General features: G+C 34.0%; 18 protein-coding genes. 5 read left to right on the forward strand and 13 right to left on the reverse strand.

Features of this window, described 5'->3' with window-relative positions; translation table 11 throughout:
- Nucleotides 1-472 precede the first annotated feature (472 nt).
- The 9 genes from ACEPXD_RS07690 to ACEPXD_RS07730 all read right to left on the reverse strand — a co-directional run bounded on the left by ACEPXD_RS07690 (nucleotide 473) and on the right by ACEPXD_RS07730 (nucleotide 7,342).
- The gene (locus ACEPXD_RS07690; RefSeq protein ID WP_391121900.1) at nucleotides 473-682 is read right to left on the reverse strand and encodes a hypothetical protein; all 210 of its coding nucleotides are present in this window, start codon (nucleotides 680-682) and stop codon (nucleotides 473-475) included.
- Nucleotides 683-841: 159 nt separating this feature from the next.
- Nucleotides 842-970, reverse strand: a complete 129-nt coding sequence (locus tag ACEPXD_RS07695; protein WP_391121903.1) for a YjcZ family sporulation protein — start codon at nucleotides 968-970, stop codon at nucleotides 842-844.
- A 538-nt stretch (nucleotides 971-1,508) separates the two neighbouring features.
- On the reverse strand, nucleotides 1,509-1,643 hold the full coding sequence (locus ACEPXD_RS07700; protein WP_391121906.1) for a YjcZ family sporulation protein: 135 nt from the start codon (nucleotides 1,641-1,643) through the stop codon (nucleotides 1,509-1,511).
- Nucleotides 1,644-2,004: 361 nt separating this feature from the next.
- On the reverse strand, nucleotides 2,005-2,631 hold the full coding sequence (cdaS, locus tag ACEPXD_RS07705; protein ID WP_391121909.1) for a sporulation-specific diadenylate cyclase CdaS: 627 nt from the start codon (nucleotides 2,629-2,631) through the stop codon (nucleotides 2,005-2,007).
- A 676-nt stretch (nucleotides 2,632-3,307) separates the two neighbouring features.
- On the reverse strand, nucleotides 3,308-3,967 hold the full coding sequence (locus ACEPXD_RS07710; RefSeq protein ID WP_391121912.1) for an HAD family hydrolase: 660 nt from the start codon (nucleotides 3,965-3,967) through the stop codon (nucleotides 3,308-3,310).
- 104 nt (nucleotides 3,968-4,071) lie between these two features.
- Entirely contained in the window at nucleotides 4,072-4,713 is a 642-nt protein-coding gene (locus ACEPXD_RS07715; RefSeq protein WP_391121915.1) for a spore coat protein, read from the reverse strand.
- Nucleotides 4,714-4,912: 199 nt separating this feature from the next.
- Nucleotides 4,913-5,497 carry a branched-chain amino acid aminotransferase gene (locus tag ACEPXD_RS07720; protein WP_391121918.1) on the reverse strand — a complete coding sequence of 195 codons (585 nt, stop codon included), beginning with the start codon at nucleotides 5,495-5,497 and terminating at the stop codon, nucleotides 4,913-4,915.
- Nucleotides 5,494-6,060 (reverse strand): SLOG family protein, encoded by a 567-nt coding sequence (locus tag ACEPXD_RS07725; RefSeq protein WP_391121921.1) that lies wholly within the window; start codon nucleotides 6,058-6,060, stop codon nucleotides 5,494-5,496. Before ACEPXD_RS07725 ends, ACEPXD_RS07720 begins: the two co-directional genes overlap by 4 nt.
- A 118-nt stretch (nucleotides 6,061-6,178) precedes the next feature.
- A complete protein-coding gene (locus ACEPXD_RS07730) occupies nucleotides 6,179-7,342 on the reverse strand; it encodes a pyridoxal phosphate-dependent aminotransferase (protein ID WP_391121924.1) in 1,164 nt (387 codons plus the stop codon).
- Between the two features lie 85 nt (nucleotides 7,343-7,427).
- Between ACEPXD_RS07730 and ACEPXD_RS07735 the strand changes: the two genes are divergently transcribed.
- The 3 genes from ACEPXD_RS07735 to ACEPXD_RS07745 all read left to right on the forward strand — a co-directional run bounded on the left by ACEPXD_RS07735 (nucleotide 7,428) and on the right by ACEPXD_RS07745 (nucleotide 9,391).
- Nucleotides 7,428-8,207: a carbon-nitrogen family hydrolase gene (locus tag ACEPXD_RS07735; protein WP_391121927.1), complete on the forward strand. Its 780-nt coding sequence runs from the start codon at nucleotides 7,428-7,430 to the stop codon at nucleotides 8,205-8,207.
- 26 nt (nucleotides 8,208-8,233) lie between these two features.
- Nucleotides 8,234-8,716: a PaaI family thioesterase gene (locus ACEPXD_RS07740; RefSeq protein ID WP_391121930.1), complete on the forward strand. Its 483-nt coding sequence runs from the start codon at nucleotides 8,234-8,236 to the stop codon at nucleotides 8,714-8,716.
- A gap of 96 nt (nucleotides 8,717-8,812) precedes the next feature.
- Nucleotides 8,813-9,391, forward strand: a complete 579-nt coding sequence (locus ACEPXD_RS07745) for a YitT family protein (protein ID WP_391121933.1) — start codon at nucleotides 8,813-8,815, stop codon at nucleotides 9,389-9,391.
- Nucleotides 9,392-9,491: 100 nt separating this feature from the next.
- Here ACEPXD_RS07745 and ACEPXD_RS07750 read toward each other — a convergent pair whose 3' ends face one another.
- The 3 genes from ACEPXD_RS07750 to ACEPXD_RS07760 all read right to left on the reverse strand — a co-directional run bounded on the left by ACEPXD_RS07750 (nucleotide 9,492) and on the right by ACEPXD_RS07760 (nucleotide 12,339).
- Nucleotides 9,492-10,754, reverse strand: coding sequence for an MFS transporter (locus ACEPXD_RS07750; RefSeq protein ID WP_391121936.1), 1,263 nt, complete (start codon nucleotides 10,752-10,754; stop codon nucleotides 9,492-9,494).
- Nucleotides 10,755-11,188: 434 nt separating this feature from the next.
- Complete coding sequence (locus tag ACEPXD_RS07755; RefSeq protein ID WP_391121939.1) at nucleotides 11,189-11,461, reverse strand: hypothetical protein; 273 nt, start codon at nucleotides 11,459-11,461, stop codon at nucleotides 11,189-11,191.
- Nucleotides 11,458-12,339 carry a TetR/AcrR family transcriptional regulator gene (locus ACEPXD_RS07760; RefSeq protein ID WP_391121942.1) on the reverse strand — a complete coding sequence of 294 codons (882 nt, stop codon included), beginning with the start codon at nucleotides 12,337-12,339 and terminating at the stop codon, nucleotides 11,458-11,460. The genes ACEPXD_RS07755 and ACEPXD_RS07760 overlap by 4 nt, the downstream gene beginning before the upstream one ends.
- A gap of 182 nt (nucleotides 12,340-12,521) precedes the next feature.
- Here ACEPXD_RS07760 and ACEPXD_RS07765 point away from each other — a divergent pair, with 182 nt between their 5' ends.
- Complete coding sequence (locus tag ACEPXD_RS07765) at nucleotides 12,522-13,991, forward strand: DHA2 family efflux MFS transporter permease subunit (RefSeq protein WP_391121945.1); 1,470 nt, start codon at nucleotides 12,522-12,524, stop codon at nucleotides 13,989-13,991.
- A gap of 452 nt (nucleotides 13,992-14,443) precedes the next feature.
- Here the strand turns inward: ACEPXD_RS07765 and pepF are convergent, their stop codons facing one another.
- Nucleotides 14,444-16,255 (reverse strand): oligoendopeptidase F, encoded by a 1,812-nt coding sequence (gene pepF, locus ACEPXD_RS07770; protein WP_391121948.1) that lies wholly within the window; start codon nucleotides 16,253-16,255, stop codon nucleotides 14,444-14,446.
- A gap of 439 nt (nucleotides 16,256-16,694) precedes the next feature.
- On the opposite strand from pepF, the gene ACEPXD_RS07775 reads away from it, so the two are divergent.
- A complete protein-coding gene (locus ACEPXD_RS07775) occupies nucleotides 16,695-17,870 on the forward strand; it encodes an ABC transporter substrate-binding protein (protein WP_391121951.1) in 1,176 nt (391 codons plus the stop codon).
- Nucleotides 17,871-17,925: the final 55 nt, after the last annotated feature.

Genomic DNA, 17,925 nt, shown 5'->3' on the forward strand with positions numbered 1-17,925 from the left:
AAGCTTATGGAAATCTTCAAACGTCCGGATCTCTCGGAGATGAATAGAAAAGAGCTAACAATTGAAAGAACTTCACTTTCTTTATACGATACAAGCAAAAATAATAAATTATTCTCGAAGAATATCCATAAAAAAATGACTGCAATTAGAACTGATTTTTTTTGCTCGAGAATTGCATATATTTGATTTTACAAGGAAATTGCAGCTTATTTCCACGCCAACGTTAATTATTTGTGGAAAACATGATGTAAAGTAATCACTACCCGTTTTTAGAAGAGGCAGAAATGTTTAATGCGGAAGTAAACATATTTTTGAAAAGCAAATGATAAATAAAATTAACCTATCGAGATGAGGTTTATCAAAATTTTCACCTACAACCGTGTTTAACAAATAGAAGAACAAAGTTGTAGGTGAAGGTATAAAAGGTATCAATTGTGTGATATTGAGGTACTAATCACTATCTAGGTTTATTTTATATTAAAAATAGAGTTGCGATTAAGAAGAAAGGCAAAAATATTCTTCTAAAGCGATTGCGTATAAACATACCTCTTCCCGGAACAATACCATCTATCATTCCGATATGTCTTCTACCCATTCTTTCTCTTACCATAACCCGACGTCCCATATTTCTCATTACAAACGACTCTATTATATCTCTCTTTTCTATGATTTGTGTATCCATTGGATCCGCGCAAAGACTACTACCTTATATTGGTAATCGAATCTTTCTTCAAAGTTCCATAATAAAGAGCAGATCGCTTGAACCTGCCCTTTATCCTTACTATTCGTGGTGGTAATACTCAATGAAGAAAAAAATCGAATATTATTCACCACATAAAGATTAGTAAGTATTCATAAAAGAAGCACCTACGATGATAAGGAGAATAAACAATACGACAATTAATACAAAGCTAGATCCTGTGTTGCTATATGATCCACCGCCATAGCCACCTACATTTCCATAGCTCATATATATCACCTCCTATATTGAGATTAAGGATTACTAGATTACATCCTTAAAGTTATCTTATGTTACAAGTTTGAATTTACTTGGACTACTGTGTTAGGAATAGAGAATTTGTTTGACTTATTAATTGAGATAATTAAAGTAAAAGGAAAGCATAAGATGAAATGTTATAATTCGATGAATATGTCCAAAAGTGAAAAGAGTAAACGGAAAAAAACTGTGGAGAGTGGATCTCGACAGGTATTATGATGAGTTTGAATCTAACATTGTATGGAAATCTCGAACTAAACAGTCACTTCATTTTTCCTTGAGCTTAACTAATTAAGGGCTTATAGAAAAAACTTTTTTTGATGCTCATCACAAATTATTCAAGGTATTATTTAACGCATACAAATTAGCAAACACACATAGAAGGATTGCCAACATTGACCTGAAGAACATTGTTTCCTGAATGATTCCACCAACTATCCTAATCCTCCAAGAAAATCAACTTCCAAACTTGATTAATAGTATTTTCGAAAGAATTCTTTTACTATTCTTCTTAACCATTCCACATTGTTGCTCCTACAATGATAAGGAGAATAAATAATACAACGATTAATACAAAAGATGATCCCATGCCACTATCGCCAGAGCTATAGTTTTCGCCACAGCTACCGCCATATCCATTACTCATATATTTTCACCTCCTATAGTAAATATTAAGAATTACTAGATTACATCCTTAATATTATGTTATGTCAAAAATATGAATGGCTATAGACGAACCTGATAAATTTTAAAAAAAATTTTCATGTTTATTAGATACGATAAAATGTTATGAAATTCATTGAAATTTGAAGAATGCATTAACTGAGCAATCTAATTTTTAGTAATAGAACCTTTTCTATTTGAGAGGGTAAAATATCCTAAGTAAAGTGGAGTAGCTTATATAAATAAGAAAAAACCTGTGATGAGAAAATCTCGACAGGTTTTTAGGTTGGAGTTTAGTTTAATATGGAATCCTGAATTTTAAACCCGGCTCCATTATCTTAAGTTTAGACTAGTAAAGAACTGGTCGTAATAATTGGATGGAGCTCACCGTCCATAGCAAAAGAAACTCTTCCTGTCTCTTCTGAAACAACTATAACAAGAGCATCACTTTTTTCTGATAAACCTAATGCAGCTCGATGACGTGTGCCGAGTTTTTTTTCGCCGACAACTACGTTCGATAAAGGGAGAACATTTGCTGCAGAAAATATATGATTACTACGCACTAAAACAGCCCCATCATGAAGAGGGTTTCCGGGATAAAAGATGGATTCTAATAATGAATGTGTTAACATAGCTCCTATTGGAGTACCGGGGCGTATGAAAGAATCCAGATAGTTTTCACGTTCAATCACAATTAGAGCCCCATGTCTTTGATTAGAAAGATGTTGGATAGAAGTAGAGATATCTAAATACTTATCAGTAAATGGAGACAAATAACAGTTTAAGTAAAATGATGCTGCCATAGCTTCTGCTTTTTCAAATTGTTCTTTGATTGTAGCGAGTTTTCCTAATAGACAAAAGTTATCTTCTTCCAATGTTTTTAAGCCAATATTAACCTCTATCGAAATGTTTTCTAGCCCTTTTTTTAATTTTTCTTTTAGTGGTGAAAAATCACAATTACTCTTATCCACACAAATACACCTCATTGCAATAGATTGAATTATGGTAAAAAATGCATCCAGACGTATAATTCTATTTGAACTATAGTATACCCTGTAGTGAGTAATTGATTCCTTTTTGTATTCTTAAGATAAAAGTTGATAAAGAATCTTTCCAAACTAAATTGGAGCGGTGTCCCTTTCTCCAAATGTGTTTTTATACTAAAGCTAATCAGAATGAAAGGGGAGATCTTGCAGTGCATTAATTTTAATGTAACGTTAAAAACACTTAAATTTCAATAATCTAAATTTACACAAAGAAAAAGACCTTTATAATGGATAAGGTCAGGTGTAAACCTTTCCAAATCCACTAATAAAGGAACTAATCATGGACATTATTATACGAAAAACATCAATTGTGCAATTGTTTTCACCGATAAATCTTCAACTTTTTGAAGAAAAAGTGAAAACGATCTTCAAAAGCTATTACTCAAAGTGAACTAATTATTGCGGAAAAAGTGCACATTACATACAGAATGATGAACCAAGTGCGGTCATTGATACAATCAAAACTTTGATTAGTAAATGAATATAAGGTTTACTAATTATCTCAATTCTAAAGTTGAACTTGGAAGGGGACCCCATTTTATTTGGAGTTACATATTTTATTGTATAAATTTCAACATGTAAATTTAACAGCGACTATAGGTTAAATAATCTCCCAACCACGCTCTTTTGCGACACTTCTCAGTTTATCTTCTGGTTTTACTGCAACGGGATTTCCAACTAGATTCAGTACTGGTAAATCAGAGTAACTATCCCCATAAGCATAACTGTTTTCCCAGTCAATTTGTCTACCGTCTAAAGCTTCTATAATATTTTTAGATTTTTGTGTACCATTCACATGGATAATACGAGTTTGCGTATCCACTCTATTTTCTTTATAAGGTATATCTGTACCAATAATATGATCAAAAGAGATTCCTGCTGTAACACGATTTAAAAACTGTGTATAAGCACCTGAAACGAGTAATATATGTATGTTCTCTGCTTGATGTTTTTCTAATCTGGAAACAACTTCTGCATTAAAATCCTTCTGCATTTTCTCCTTTAATTCCTCAAAATAACTATCCATTTCGGATGCAGATATTCCTTCAAAAGCTTTTAAATACAATTGCATCGAAAGTTCTTTCATTTTTGAAGTTGGATAAAGCTTCAATTTATTCGCAAGATAAGGTGGAACGATTGCTCTATAAAAACGTTTATATTTTGTCCGGTAAATGGGATGTTCTTTCAAATGATTCATAAGCAGTTTGAATGTTTCTTCTGCATACAATGTGCCATCAAAATCGAAAATTGCTACTCGCATGACTATCACCTTTTCTTTCTTCGATAAGTACTTAGTTCAAATTATACGTTAATTTGTGGAAGAAACAATAAAACTCGCCCCTATTGATTAGGGACGAGAAAATTTTATTGTACTTTATTCATCGTTTGTCCTTGAACAGGTGCGAAAGAATTGAGCAATGCCTGCATGTTTTGTTGATCTAGTTGTGGAACTTGGTAGTAGTGGTGTTTGTTTTGATAAATGGAAAGTTCATAAGCCATTTCAATGCAGTTTGGAATGGAATCTGCAAGAACTCTTCGGACGACTGGATTTGTAGTTTCTAAAGATGCAGAAGTTTTAGTTGTGGCAGAGGTTTTTGCTGAACCAAGTAAATAACCGGAAATCATCTCATCTGTAATTTCATTAGCGTTTTGCATTGGCTTTTTAGGCTGTGAGGCTTTAATCCCGTAAATAAAGTCGTTACCCGTTTGCATTTTATAGCTGGAAGTGGGGTGAGAAGGGTCTTTTCCTGTTTTGAAAGATTCGACGATTATATTGTATTCATCTACTCCAAATGTATATTGACGATCTAAAATACTCAGCAATTCTTGGTCTTTAACGAGAGGGCGTAGGATTGTTTTTAAATTTAAACCAGCTACAACACAAGATAAAGTTTCGTGAAGATCAAATAATTCATGTCCACCATGATTCATTTGTTGAGTAACATTTCCAGTTTGCATATTTTGATGCGTTTGACCTTGAGCTTGACCAAATGGGTTTTGAGTCATTCCAAATTTTCCTCCTTATAGAAAATGTGATGAAACATCCTCGTTAGTTTGGCAAGTTTAAGTGAAGTTATACATGATTATTACAAGTGATTACAAGTGACAGTGATTACAAGTGCCAGGCGCCAAAACAAACAAAATAATCGTGAAATTAAAAACAATCATGAATGTTTTATTATTCATGATTGTTTCTATAATTGCATTAATTTTCAGTTGCTTCGACTAACGAAAAGATGAAGGAGAATAAATGATGCAAAGTTTCTTCCAACGTAAAGTCTTCGCTAAAGTCTTTTAAATAATTTAAAGGGAGATTAACTTCCCATAATCCGTCTTCTCCCGAAAACATTAAGCTATAGTTCATGATTTCAGTGTGAAAGTGTTCTTTTAGATACTCGTGTAAAGATGGTCCAAATTTCTTTTGAAGTGCTAAGCCAAACATTGCAGTGTATACTTCAAATACTTCATCAAATTCTAATGCTATAGCATCCACATTAATGACATCAAAACTATCAGATTCCAAATACAAATACTCATTTTGTTTTTCTTTAAAGTAAACTATTGGAGATTTCAAAAATTCTACTGTATCTTTAGAAATAAGCTCATCTGTTTCTTTATTGAATCGTTCGATATTTGCCTTTGAAAATTGCTTGTTTTTATCTATCAAAACGATATTTTGTCCATCTGCAAGTAAAGAGTGTTTATCAGCATATTGTTTTTCTTCTACTAATAATTCCACGTCATTGCTAGTTGCTTCTTCGATCTTTTTAATTATTTTTTTTGTTATCATAAATAATTATTCCTCTCTTCTTCTGCGATTTCCTCTGCCATTAGTTGAAGGTCATATGCATCGATTATAAAAATAGGGTAATTTTTTTTTTCAGCATATTGTTCAGCAATTTTTTTCGTGTATTTCGGAGAACCATCATTTTCTTCATCATACACGATAAGAATGCCATCCGAATTTCGAAGAAAAAACTTGTTTTTTTCAATAAATTGCCAAGGAGCCTCATAAACTTTTTTTGTGAGACTTGTTTGAAAATCAGCTTGATGTTGTAAAGCTCGATATTTTTCTTGTTTCAGCTCATTCCAAATTTTCTCTTGTTCTAAAAATGGAGTAATAATTGCATATTTTAAATTAGGATATTCTTCTTTCATTTCCAAAACAAGTTCCGCCGTCCATGTTTCGACACCTTGTTGTCCACTTAATATAATCCATTCTAATCCTTCATTGATCAATACAAGTAATTGATTTTTAATTGCTTTTTTTATGATGGGTATACCTGGATGAGAATCATTAAAAATACCTAACTCATGTGCTTTATAACCAGTTACTACTAATCGTTTTACCATTTATTATACCTACTTTATTTAACAACTACAGTTTATCATACCACTTTTTAGTCACCATATATACTTGAAAAAAGACCGAATGCAAACTCATTCGATCTAAGAGATACTTCTATTCTAATTAAAACAACTTCAGTTTTTCTATTCGATTGATTGCTTCAACCAAACGATCCTCATCTACTAATAAACCAACACGAATATAACCTTCGCCGTATGTACCAAAACCATTTCCAGCAGCAACTGCAACATCAGCTTTCTCCAATAGTAAATCTGCGAACTCTTCGCTTGTGTATCCTTTTGCGACAGGAAGCCATGTAAAAAAAGAGCCTTGAGGCGCTTTCACATCCCATCCGATTTTGGAACAAGCTTCCACTAATGCATTTCTTCTTCCTTCATACAACGCTACCAATTCATCTACACATTGCTGGCTTTCGTTTAGGGCGGACGCAGCTGCAGATTGAATAGCAGGGAATAGACTTACAAATAAATGATCCTGAATCATATTAATTGCCTCTATCATTTTAGGATTACCGACTGCAAAACCAACGCGCCATCCAGCCATATTATAAGTTTTTGAAAGAGTATACATTTCAATGCCCACGTCTTTTGCACCTTCTGATTGTAGAAAGCTAACTGGTTTTTTTTCATCAAAACCGATTCCTCCATATGCAAAGTCATGAACAATCGCAATGTCGGATTCCTTTGCAAGGGCAACTGTTTCTTCAAAAAATTCATTCGTAGCAGTGGCACCTGTTGGGTTATTAGGATAATTTAAATACATTAATTTAGCTTCCATTTTTTGTTCTGTTGTTAATTTATTGTAATCTGGCAAATAATTGTTTTCTTCCAATAGCGGCATTGTTTCAAAACGAACATTTGCTAATGCTACACCAGATAAATAATCCGGATATCCTGGATCTGGCAGTAACATTAAATCGTTTTCATTCATCATCGCCAGTGGTAATTCCACGAGTCCAATTTTCGTTCCAAACATAATTGCTACTTCTGTATCTGAGTCAATTTTTACATCATATTCTCTTTTATAAAAGTCTGCGGCTGCCTGTTTTAATTCGTTAATTCCTCGGAAAGGGGAGTACTTATGTGACTGCGGATTTACTGCTGCATCCTGCAATGCTTTTATAATATGCTGTGGAGTCGGCTGATCTGGGTTTCCTTGTCCAAGGTTAATGATATCTCTTCCTTCCACCACAGCACGTGATACTTTTTGAACAAGTGTTGCAAAAAATTGAGTAGGTAAACTTTTTAATCGATTTGAAAATTCCATGTACAATCCCTCATTTTCTTAATAGTTGCATAGATTAGACAAATCTTATAATCTTTTTAGTAATATGTCTATAGGTGGTGGCGAAATGAAAGTTGCATGTGTTCAATTAGATATTGCGTTTGGTAAGCCAGAAGAAAATTTTCACAATGTAAAAGGAAAGGTGAGAGAAGCGGCATCTTTTGGTGCAAAAGTTGTCGTATTACCTGAAATGTGGAACACAGGGTACGATTTAACAAGACTCGAGGAAATAGCCGATGTGGAAGGACAAGACACAAAAAAGCTTTTTACCGAGTTATCCAAGGAACTAAGTATTTATATAATTGGAGGATCAGTTTCTACTAAAAAAGGAAACAAGTTTTATAATACAATGTATGTAACGAATGATTACGGGGACATAATTGCTGAATATAACAAAGCGCACTTATTCAAATTAATGGATGAACATCTTTATTTGGAAGAAGGTAATGAAAAGAACTTATTTACGGTAGATGGCACGGAAATGAGTGGAATCATTTGTTATGATTTACGTTTTCCTGAATGGACTAGAGTTCATGCGCTAAATGGTGCCAAGGTCATGTTTATTCCAGCTCAATGGCCAGATAAACGAATTGATCATTGGAAAATTCTACTGCAAGCACGCGCAATCGAAAATCAAATTTTTATTGTCGCAGTCAACCGAGTCGGCAGTGATCCAAACAATTTCTTTGATGGGAATTCGATGGTTATCGCACCTTGGGGAGAAATTTTATGGACAGGTGGAAATGAAGAAGCAGTTCAAATTGTAGATATTAATTTAACAGAAGTAGAGGAAGTACGAAATAGAATTCCTGTATTTCTTGATAGAAGAGAAGTATTATATAATTAATCCAACAAACAAGGGGGGTATGCTTGATGGAAGAAAATATTCGAGCAATTCAAGATGAATATCCAGATGATTTTGCTTGGTGTTACGGTTGTGGAAGATTGAACGAAGGGGGTTATCATTTTCGGACCTATTGGAATGGAGACCGAACGGAAACAGTTTACGAACCGAGAGAAGAACATATTGCTATTCCCGGATTTGTATATGGTGGACTGATAGGTGCACTAGTTGATTGCCATGGGACAGGTTCAGCTTCTCTTGCTCTACACCGTAAAAATGGATATGAGCCAGGTAGTGGAGAGAGTCCACCACGTTTTGTGACTGGTTCACTACATGTAGATTTCTTAAAACCGACTCCTCAAAAAGTGTCTTTAAAGGCCATAGGAACAGTTGAAGAAATTCATCCAAAGAAATGGAAAGTGACAACAGAAGTTTTTGCAGGAGATACCCTTTGTGCAAAAGGAGAAGTTATAGCTGTAGTGATGCCTGCGACATTTGCTCAACCAAAATAATTTACATGAATTCTAATTTGTAAAACACAGGATCAATTTTCCTGTGTTTTTTTCTTCCTCTAAACATATATATGTATAAGCAGGAAGGTGGGAAGCATGTATTTTAAGAAGTCTCTTATTATATTAATAGCAAGTATTTTAGTTGCAGTTGGCATAAACTTCTTTTTAGTTCCTTTTCATCTATTAGATGGTGGGGGTATTGGATTAGGGTTAATCATACATTATTTATTGGATGTAAAAGTGGGACTTGCAATTATATGTATAAGCGCACCAATTTTTCTTGTTGCTTGGACGAATTATCGTTCCTTTTTTTACAATGGGATTCATGGGTTACTGATTTCCTCCTTAATTATTGATTTTTTATATCCTTTACATATTTTGGGTGAACAGATAGTGCCAAATGGGATAATAGGAGCTACATGCGGGGGTGTTTTAGTAGGTTTTGGAATAGGCTTAATGCTTCAATTGGATACTACTATATGTGGAACGGATTTGTTCGCACAAATGATCTCAGATTTGTTGAAAGTGAATCCAGGCTTATGTATTTTTTTTATGGATATTTTTGTCGTAATTGTGGGGAGTATTATTGTTGATACAGTTTCATTATTCAATTCTTGTATTACTGTGGTCACTGTTGGTATTACGACATCCTTGATGGTGAGAAAGCGTTATTAAGACAATGAGGATAGTTATACATATATAAGAGAGTAGCAGAGATTCTCTACTACTCTCTTATACTATTTCTCTTTTAGAAAATGGTTGAAGCAGAACGTATTTATTCGACAACTGCACTTGGTGTTGGTTCGGGAACTCGAGATAATAGTATAATACCAATAACAAATAAAATAATTAAGCTGAAAACACCATAATTAGATTTTCCAGTTAATTGAGTCGTGATCGCAACAAGTAAAGGACCCATAATGGAAGCAAATTTGCCAAAGATATTATAAAATCCAAAAAACTCGTTCGAATTTTTTTTCGGTATTAGTTTAGCGAAATATGATCTGCTTAAAGCTTGGATTCCGCCTTGGGATGTTGCGACTAACATGGCTAAAATCCAAAAATCTATAACTGTTTTTAAGAAGAATGCATAAGAACAAACAATAATGTAGATAAATATTCCGACATAAAGCATTTTCTTTTCTGAAAATCTTCCTGCAAGTTTACCGAAAATGATCGCGAAGGGTGCAGCTACTACTTGAGTTACAAAAAGAATGATTAACAGGCTATTTGTATCTAGTCCTAAATCTGTCCCATAAGCTGTAGACATATTAATAATTGTCCCAACTCCATCAATATAAAAAAAGTATGCTAGTAGAAAAAGAAATAATGCTCGATATTTCCGAATTTCTTTAAATGTTTTCCCTAAACGTCTGAAACTTTGAACAATTTGATTTCCATCTCGTTCGATAAAGTGTAATTGATGAACATTTTTTATCATTGGAATTGAAAACACAACCCACCAAATTGCAGTAATTATAAATGAAATTCGACTTGCGGTAATACTTGAAATAGGGATTACTTCATTACTAGCTAGCAAAATAATAATAATACTAATTAAAAATGGTATAGTGCTACCAATATATCCTAAGCTATAACCTCTTGAAGATACTTCGTGCATTCGTTTATCGGTTGTTACATCTACGATAAAGCCATCATAAAAAACATTTGAACCAGTTGCTCCAAGTGCCGCAATTGTGTAACAGATTAACAAAAGCATCCAATTATCGAATGGTATGATAGCAAGTAATGCGGTAAATAAAATTCCTAGTAATAAGAAAAAGTTGAAAAATTTCTTCTTCATTCCACGATAATCTGCAATAGATCCTAAAATTGGTCCAATCATAGCTAAAATGAATGTGAAGATAGCAATTGTATAGCCTAAGTAGGCTGTGGAGTTAGCTGCACTTACTCCTGCATCAGTAGCAGAAGACTTATAAAAGATAGGGAAAACAGCTGTTGTAATTATAATGGAATATGCAGAAGAGCCCCAATCATACATAGCCCAGCTATTTTCTTGTTTTGTAAATTTACTCATCTCAATTTATTCCCCCTTGTTAACATATATTGTACAGGATTGCATAACATTTCAGTGGAATTTACTTAAAATTTACTTAGTTGAGTTAACTTCATAAATAGTATTTAATTATTAAAACACGAACAATACTCAATTTGTTGATTGGAGCGACAGGCAGCGACTCCAGCGGGATGAGTGAGACAGATGAGCCATCACAAACGACGCGAATGCGGAGGTGAAGGCTCATCGCTCACCCCGCGGAAAGCGTCTGCCTATAGCGGAAATCATGTTAGTTTATGATGAATATATTATACATATCTCATTTCATTTTAATATTGTTCGTGTTTTATGCTCTAAATTTGAATTATGAAATTGATTCAGTTTTAATAATTATATTGATAATAGGTTGAATACGGATTTTTCCAATAAAAAAACCATCTTTAAATAGATGGTTTTTAAAAGTTAAGCGCAGCTTTTGACACTTCAAATGCTAAATCTTCATTCCCGAATAACTGGAGTACATGAATAACTGTTTCAGTGTCCACTTGTAAACTATCTTTTTCCGTTTCTTCTATAATATTTAAAAGTATTCCATTATCATGTTGATGGGAATATGCATTCTTATACAATGTAGCTGCATTAATATCATGATTAACACACCACTGCGCAAATAAATGAATCATAATGTTCTCATCCTCCTGATATTGTTTAATTATTTTTTCATTCAACTTCTCTCAACTCCCCATGAATCAATCAGTTCCCAAAGGTTGGTTAGGATTGAATTAGTCTTTTTTTCAAATGTCGATCCAGCGAAGGCTTCTGAAAGGGAAGGTATAATTCTTTCTAAAAGAAAAATTCTTGGTTTTTCTTTTGGTAACTCTTCTAGAATAAATTCAATCGCTTGCTGCTCATTATTCTGTATATTATTTTTATGCGCTAAGTAAAAGTTTTCTAATTCATCTATTACTTGTTGTTTAGTAATTAGTGTATCTTCCGTTTGAATTTCAAAATAGGCTTGCTTAAGTAGGGAATCATTGGTTCTCGCCATTTCGAAAATGATAGATTCAATTCGTCTCAAGACAAATTTAATTAATTGTTCAAAAGAAATATCTTCTAATTTTATCCATGGGTGCTGTAATTGTTGGATCATTCCTAGAGCAAGGACTGCGCAATCTATTGCTACATCTTTTGTTTGATCGCCGAAGACATCCTCTAATCGTTTCGAAAGCCAATTTATTTCTTCAAAATAATTCTTTTTAATAAGATCCCGAAGTTCAACATCCTGAGAATGAATAATAGATGCAAAAAGAGGGAATAAATTATATTCTCGATATATATTCATTCGAATAGACATTTGTTCAATTAATGTGTTTATATTCGAAACATTGTGTTGGGTATGTAATTCTCGTCTCTTAATCAGTGTTTCCTCTTTAGCATTTTCAATTATTGCGATGATACATTCGTTTTTAGAGGAAAAATAATTATAAAAAGTACCTTTAGAAATTTTTGCTTCTTCGATAATATCGTGTACAGAAGTAGATCTAAAACCTTTTTCTATAAATAGGCGTTGCGCTGCTAATAAAACATTTCTTTTTTTTGTGATCATGTTTTTTATCACCTTTAGACTCGTAGTATAATTCATATATTAACCGTTATATCAATGTTTATCAATTTTTTTATTGGATAAGGAATTTATATTTGCTTTTTTTGAACTATGAGTATAAAATAGTCAAAGTGTTATAATACAGGGCTAAAATAAAAGCTTAATATAGTAGGAGGAACAAATTAATGAAAGAAATGCAACACAAACCGCCATATGCAATGATTGCAATCCTTTTTGTAGGAGCGTTCATTGCGTTTTTGAATAATACGCTATTAAATGTAGCTTTACCGACAATCATGAAAGAATTTGAAGTGAAGCCATCCGTTGTTCAATGGCTGACTACAGGATATATGCTCATAAACGGGATACTAATTCCGGCTAGTGCGTTTTTTGTTCAAAAATTCACGAATAGAAAACTATTCATTACAGCAATGGTCTTTTTTACAGCAGGTACAATATTAGCTGCAGTAGCGCCAGCATTTGGAGTTTTAATCGCAGCAAGAATGATTCAAGCGGTAGGATCTGCAATGATGATGCCATTATTGATGAATGTTATGTTAACTGCATTCCCGATCGAACGTCGTGGAGCAGCGATGGGGATGTTCGGACTAGTTATGATTCTAGCGCCAGCAATTGGACCAACATTATCAGGATTTATTTTAGAACATTACCAATGGAGAGCATTATTTGAAATTATTCTGCCATTTGCAGTAATTGTTTTGCTATTAGCTATTTTTAAATTACGGAATATCACACCTAATCGAGATGTAAAGTTAGATATATTTTCACTTATTTTATCAAGTATAGGATTTGGGTCACTTTTATACGGGTTTAGTACAGCAGGGGATAAAGGATGGGATGCTCCGATTGTATACGGAACAATCATACTTGGATTCGTTTCCATCATCCTTTTCGTTTGGAGACAATTAAGATTAGAAGAGCCATTATTGAATGTTAGAATATACAAACATCCAATGTTTGCTTTGTCTTCGATCATTTCGATCGTTGTATCTGCTGCAATGTTTTCTGGGATGATTTTAACACCACTTTATGTGCAAACAATTCGAGGTATTTCACCATTCCATTCTGGATTATTGATGCTTCCAGGAGCAATTGCTATGGGGATTATGTCACCTATTACAGGAAAACTCTTCGATAAATATGGAGCAAGAGTTTTAGCGATTACTGGTTTATCAATTACTACAATTGGAACTTATTTGATGAGTCATTTAGGCATGGATTCAAGTTACTATTATATAATGTTCATTTATACTATTCGTATGCTTGGTATGTCCATGGTTATGATGCCAATTATGACAAATGGTTTAAATCAGTTACCAATGAAGATGAATCCACATGGTACTGCTACGAATAATACATTACAACAAGTATCAGGCGCAATTGGTACTGCTATTTTCCTAACGATTATGAACTCGAAAATGGAATCGACTGCAAAAACTCTTGCAGCCGATGCAGCAGCAGCGGGCAAAATGCCTACTAGCGCAGAAGGACTTGCACAATTTAAAATCGATATTGGCATGAAGGCTATGTTAGAAGGAATTGAACACACATTCCTCATCGCTACTTTTGTAACAATAGTTGCCTTAGTATTATCTTTATTTGTGAAAAGAGTAAAAGTGGTAAAAGAAAGCTAAACCGTCGCCGGTCTAGCTCAGGCTGTAGACAAACTCGGTAAAAATCCGGTTTGTCTACAGTCTTTTTTTTTTTTTATAGAAAGTATGCCGTGAACTGGTTGATTTCCGCTGTAGGCGGACAATTAGAGAAGGTGGTACTAGAGAAAAATAGATAGCATCCAGTGATAAAGAAGCGGTGAGCGGATGAAATCTATCTTCGTCCGCTTTTAAAAGAATTAGGAAAATATCTAATCTCTCATTAACCAAACCTAATGCACTCTGTCTTTACATAATTCATCCGGTCGACGGACAAACATCCGCCACAAGATTATCGAAAAAAAGTGGATGGAGAAGTGACGCAGTCACTTCTCCATCCACAAAAATTCCTGCGGTAATAGTGTAGCAAATGTTTCGTCCAAAGCACGCTAGAAATAGAGAAGACTAGGTGCACTTAAAGGACGCTTTCGTTTTTCTTACTTACTATCAATTTCATCCGTAAGTGAGACTAGCTCATCTATTAAAGCACCGATATAAGCAATCGTATCTCGCAATGGTTCTTCAGTTGTAATATCCACTCCGGCCATTTTTGCAAGCTCTACAGGAGATTTTGTACCACCAGCTTTTAATACTTCGGTCCATTCATCTACTGCAACTTGTCCCTCATCTAAAACTCGCTTGGAAACCTGCGTAGAAATTGTCAACCCTGCACTATATGTGTAAGGATACAAGCCCATATAGTAGTGAGGTTGTCTCATCCAAGTGAGCTCGGCACCTTCTGTAATTTCTACAGCATCTCCCCAAAACTCTTCTAATACACTTCGTTTATATTCATTTAAAATAGGTGCATTAACTGGCAGTCCTTCATCAATTCGTTGGTAAACTTTCCGTTGATACGCTGCCTCTAGTAAATGTGTAACAAAGTTATGGTAGTACGTTCTAGCGACGATAGAAGAAATAACCCATCGTTTAAATTTAGGGTCATTTGAGTTTTTCAATAAATGATTAGCAACAAGCATTTCATTCATAGTAGAAGGCGCTTCGATAAAATATAAGGAAGGGCGCGCATTAAATATATTTTGTTCTTTATTTGCATGATAGAAGTGACCTGCATGTCCTAGCTCATGTGCAAGAACGAAAACCTCATTCATTCTACTTGACCAAGATATTAAGATATAAGGGTGATTTCCAAATGGGCTAGAACAAAACGCGCCGGTAGATTTACCTGTATTTTGTGCGAAATCGATCCAACGTTCCTTATATGAGCGTTCAACCATTTCTAAATATTCTTCACCCATAACACCAAGAGCGTCTTCGATATATTTTTTTGATTCTTCGATGGTGATTTTTGGTTCGTACGTTGGGTCCAATGAAATTTTCAAATCAGCAAATGTCATTTTATCTAAACCATGCACTTTCTGAAGAAGCTTTGCATATTTTTGCATATGCGGTGCAAGCTCTTTCATGATTAGATCTATTTGGCGATCATATAATGTGCGGTCGACTTCTTGATTTAACAATAAGTAATCGAAAATAGAATTGTATCCTCTTAAATCCGAAGTCGTTTTTTCGATTTGTAAATGCATATCGTATGTTTTTGCAGTTGTATGTTGGTATTCTTTTAGTTTGCTAGAAAAAGCGTTGAAAGCTGAACGCCTCACTTCTGTGTCGGATTCTGCTTCCCAATCATTTTCAAATAGTACATAACTTAATGGATAAGAGGATCCGTTTACTTCGAAATTTTCAAAAGATATGTCTAACATTTTAGTCGTATCATACAACTTGTATGGTCCATTGAAGGTAGAAGAAAAAGCTGCAAGAGTTTTTTCTACTTCCGGATGCAGTTGATATTGTTTTTTAACTAAAAGCTTTTGTAAATAGTTTTGAAATGAAGTGCTATCTTCAATTGCTTTTTGAAGAACCTCATTTGGTAGTTCTACTAATTCACTATTAACAAAAGATAACTTACTATTTACTTTTGCAGAAAGCGTTGCAAATTTACTGCTACGAAGTTGTGCTTCTGTGTTCGTTTGGTCTGTACTTAGAGATAGGCTAGCATATGTCCCACTTGGGACTAGTTTTTCAAAAATAGCAGCATATTCTTCTAATGCTTCAATTATGATCACGGTATTATCAATTTTTCCTTTGAACTTTCCTTCAAATAAATTTACTTCTTCCTCTATCTCTTTCAAAGATGTATTAAAATCTTTTTCCGATTCAAACAAATTCTTCAAATTCCATGTTTCCTCTATTGGTACTTCAGATCTACTTGGTAAACTTTTAACCATTTTTATCTCTCCTTTTTATTACGGATATCGAACTATCATCTAGTATATATATAAGTGACAGAAAAGTAAAAACAGTCATTTAATAATTTGATTTCAAATATTGTCTATTTAATTAGTGAGAATAATAGAATGAACCATTTTGCTTAAAAAAAATAATAATATTTTGATATCGAAAATCGTATATTTAGCCTCTCGAAACTTCAAGAAATAGAGTGATACCAAGGGCTTTAGTGTTGAATCAAAATACTATATTAAATTATTGTCGGAAATTTTAAAATTAAGGGAAAAATTAGTATAGACTGAATTAAAACTTTGTTTTACAATGAGATTGTTCTACATAATAAATTGATAGTTTCTTAGGCAAACTAGTTTAGAAAAAGAAAAGTAGTGTAGCTTATATTTTTTGAAACTATCAAACAATGACAATGGGGGTAAATTAATGAAGACAAAGAAATTTGCATCACTTTTTCTTGCAACATCTCTTTTAGCAGGAATTCTTGCAGGATGTTCAAGTGGAGATGAAGGAAGTTCAAAAGGCGGGGACACGATTAAAATAGGGGCCAATCTTGAGCTTTCAGGAGCTGTAGCATCATACGGTTCATCCGAAGCTGAGGCTATCGATTTAGCTGTAGAAGAAATCAACGCAGCTGGTGGTATAGACGGTAAAAAGATCGAATTGATCAAAGTTGATAATAAATCGGACGCAGCGGAAGCAACAAGCGCTGCTATTAAACTAACGAGTCAAGATAAAGTTACTGCTATTATTGGAGCTGCAACAAGTGGAAACTCTGTTGCACAAGTACAAATTGCTACTGACACTAAAACGCCAATGATTTCACCTTCTGGTACTAGTACAACTGTAACTGTAGGAGAAGACGGCAAAGTGAATCCTTTTACATTCCGTGCTGCATTTATTGATCCTTTCCAAGGAACTGTTGCTGCAAACTTTGCTGCGAATGACCTGAAAGTGAAAAATGTAGCGGTATACGCGGATAATGCAAGTGACTATGCGAAAGGTCTTGCTTCTTCTTTCATTAAAGACTTTGAAGCTGCAGGAGGTAAAATTGTTGCAAAAGAATCTTATGTTGCAAAAGATACTGACTTCCGTTCAACACTTACACGTATTAAAGCTGCAAATCCGGACTTCATCTTTATCCCTGGATATTATGAAGAAGTTGGGTTAATCGTTAAACAAGCTCGTGAATTAGGAATTACAGTTCCACTAATGGGTGCTGATGGTTGGGATTCTCCGACAATCGTTGACCTAGCTGGAGCAGCAGCACTAAATAACACGTACATTATTACTGCATATTCTTCAGAAGATCCAGATGGAAAAGCGAAAGCGTTTGCGGACAGTTTTACTAAGAAATACGGAAAAGCGCCTAACTCATTCCATGCACTTGGGTACGATGCAGTTTATTTATTGAAAGATGCAATTGAACGTGCTGGTTCTACTGATGGTACAAAAATTAAAGAAGCTATTGAAGCAACTGATAACTTACCACTAGCTACAGGATTATATTCTGTTGATGAATTTCATCATCCGATTAAATCTGCAACAATTATTGAATTTGTAGATGGAAATCAAAAATTTAAAGTGAAAGTTAATCCTTAAGGGTAGTATGTAATATAGAGGGGGGATTATATCCCTCCTTTTCTATTTCTAAAAT

The sequence above is a fragment of the Psychrobacillus sp. L3 genome, assembly GCF_042945595.1.
In the GTDB taxonomy this organism is placed as follows: Bacteria; Bacillota; Bacilli; order Bacillales_A; family Planococcaceae; genus Psychrobacillus.

Coding starts and splice junctions, on each gene's coding strand:
- ACEPXD_RS07710 (WP_391121912.1), bottom strand. CDS start 3,967: ATGCGAGTAGCAATTTTCGATTTTGATGGCACATTGTATGCAGAAGAA.
- ACEPXD_RS07695 (WP_391121903.1), bottom strand. CDS start 970: ATGAGCTATGGAAATGTAGGTGGCTATGGCGGTGGATCATATAGCAAC.
- ACEPXD_RS07750 (WP_391121936.1), bottom strand. CDS start 10,754: ATGAGTAAATTTACAAAACAAGAAAATAGCTGGGCTATGTATGATTGG.
- ACEPXD_RS07720 (WP_391121918.1), bottom strand. CDS start 5,497: ATGATAACAAAAAAAATAATTAAAAAGATCGAAGAAGCAACTAGCAAT.
- ACEPXD_RS07725 (WP_391121921.1), bottom strand. CDS start 6,060: ATGGTAAAACGATTAGTAGTAACTGGTTATAAAGCACATGAGTTAGGT.
- ACEPXD_RS07760 (WP_391121942.1), bottom strand. CDS start 12,339: ATGATCACAAAAAAAAGAAATGTTTTATTAGCAGCGCAACGCCTATTT.
- ACEPXD_RS07740 (WP_391121930.1), top strand. CDS start 8,234: ATGGAAGAAAATATTCGAGCAATTCAAGATGAATATCCAGATGATTTT.
- ACEPXD_RS07735 (WP_391121927.1), top strand. CDS start 7,428: ATGAAAGTTGCATGTGTTCAATTAGATATTGCGTTTGGTAAGCCAGAA.
- ACEPXD_RS07690 (WP_391121900.1), bottom strand. CDS start 682: ATGGATACACAAATCATAGAAAAGAGAGATATAATAGAGTCGTTTGTA.
- ACEPXD_RS07765 (WP_391121945.1), top strand. CDS start 12,522: ATGAAAGAAATGCAACACAAACCGCCATATGCAATGATTGCAATCCTT.
- ACEPXD_RS07715 (WP_391121915.1), bottom strand. CDS start 4,713: ATGACTCAAAACCCATTTGGTCAAGCTCAAGGTCAAACGCATCAAAAT.
- ACEPXD_RS07730 (WP_391121924.1), bottom strand. CDS start 7,342: ATGGAATTTTCAAATCGATTAAAAAGTTTACCTACTCAATTTTTTGCA.
- ACEPXD_RS07745 (WP_391121933.1), top strand. CDS start 8,813: ATGTATTTTAAGAAGTCTCTTATTATATTAATAGCAAGTATTTTAGTT.
- pepF (WP_391121948.1), bottom strand. CDS start 16,255: ATGGTTAAAAGTTTACCAAGTAGATCTGAAGTACCAATAGAGGAAACA.
- ACEPXD_RS07700 (WP_391121906.1), bottom strand. CDS start 1,643: ATGAGTAATGGATATGGCGGTAGCTGTGGCGAAAACTATAGCTCTGGC.
- ACEPXD_RS07775 (WP_391121951.1), top strand. CDS start 16,695: ATGAAGACAAAGAAATTTGCATCACTTTTTCTTGCAACATCTCTTTTA.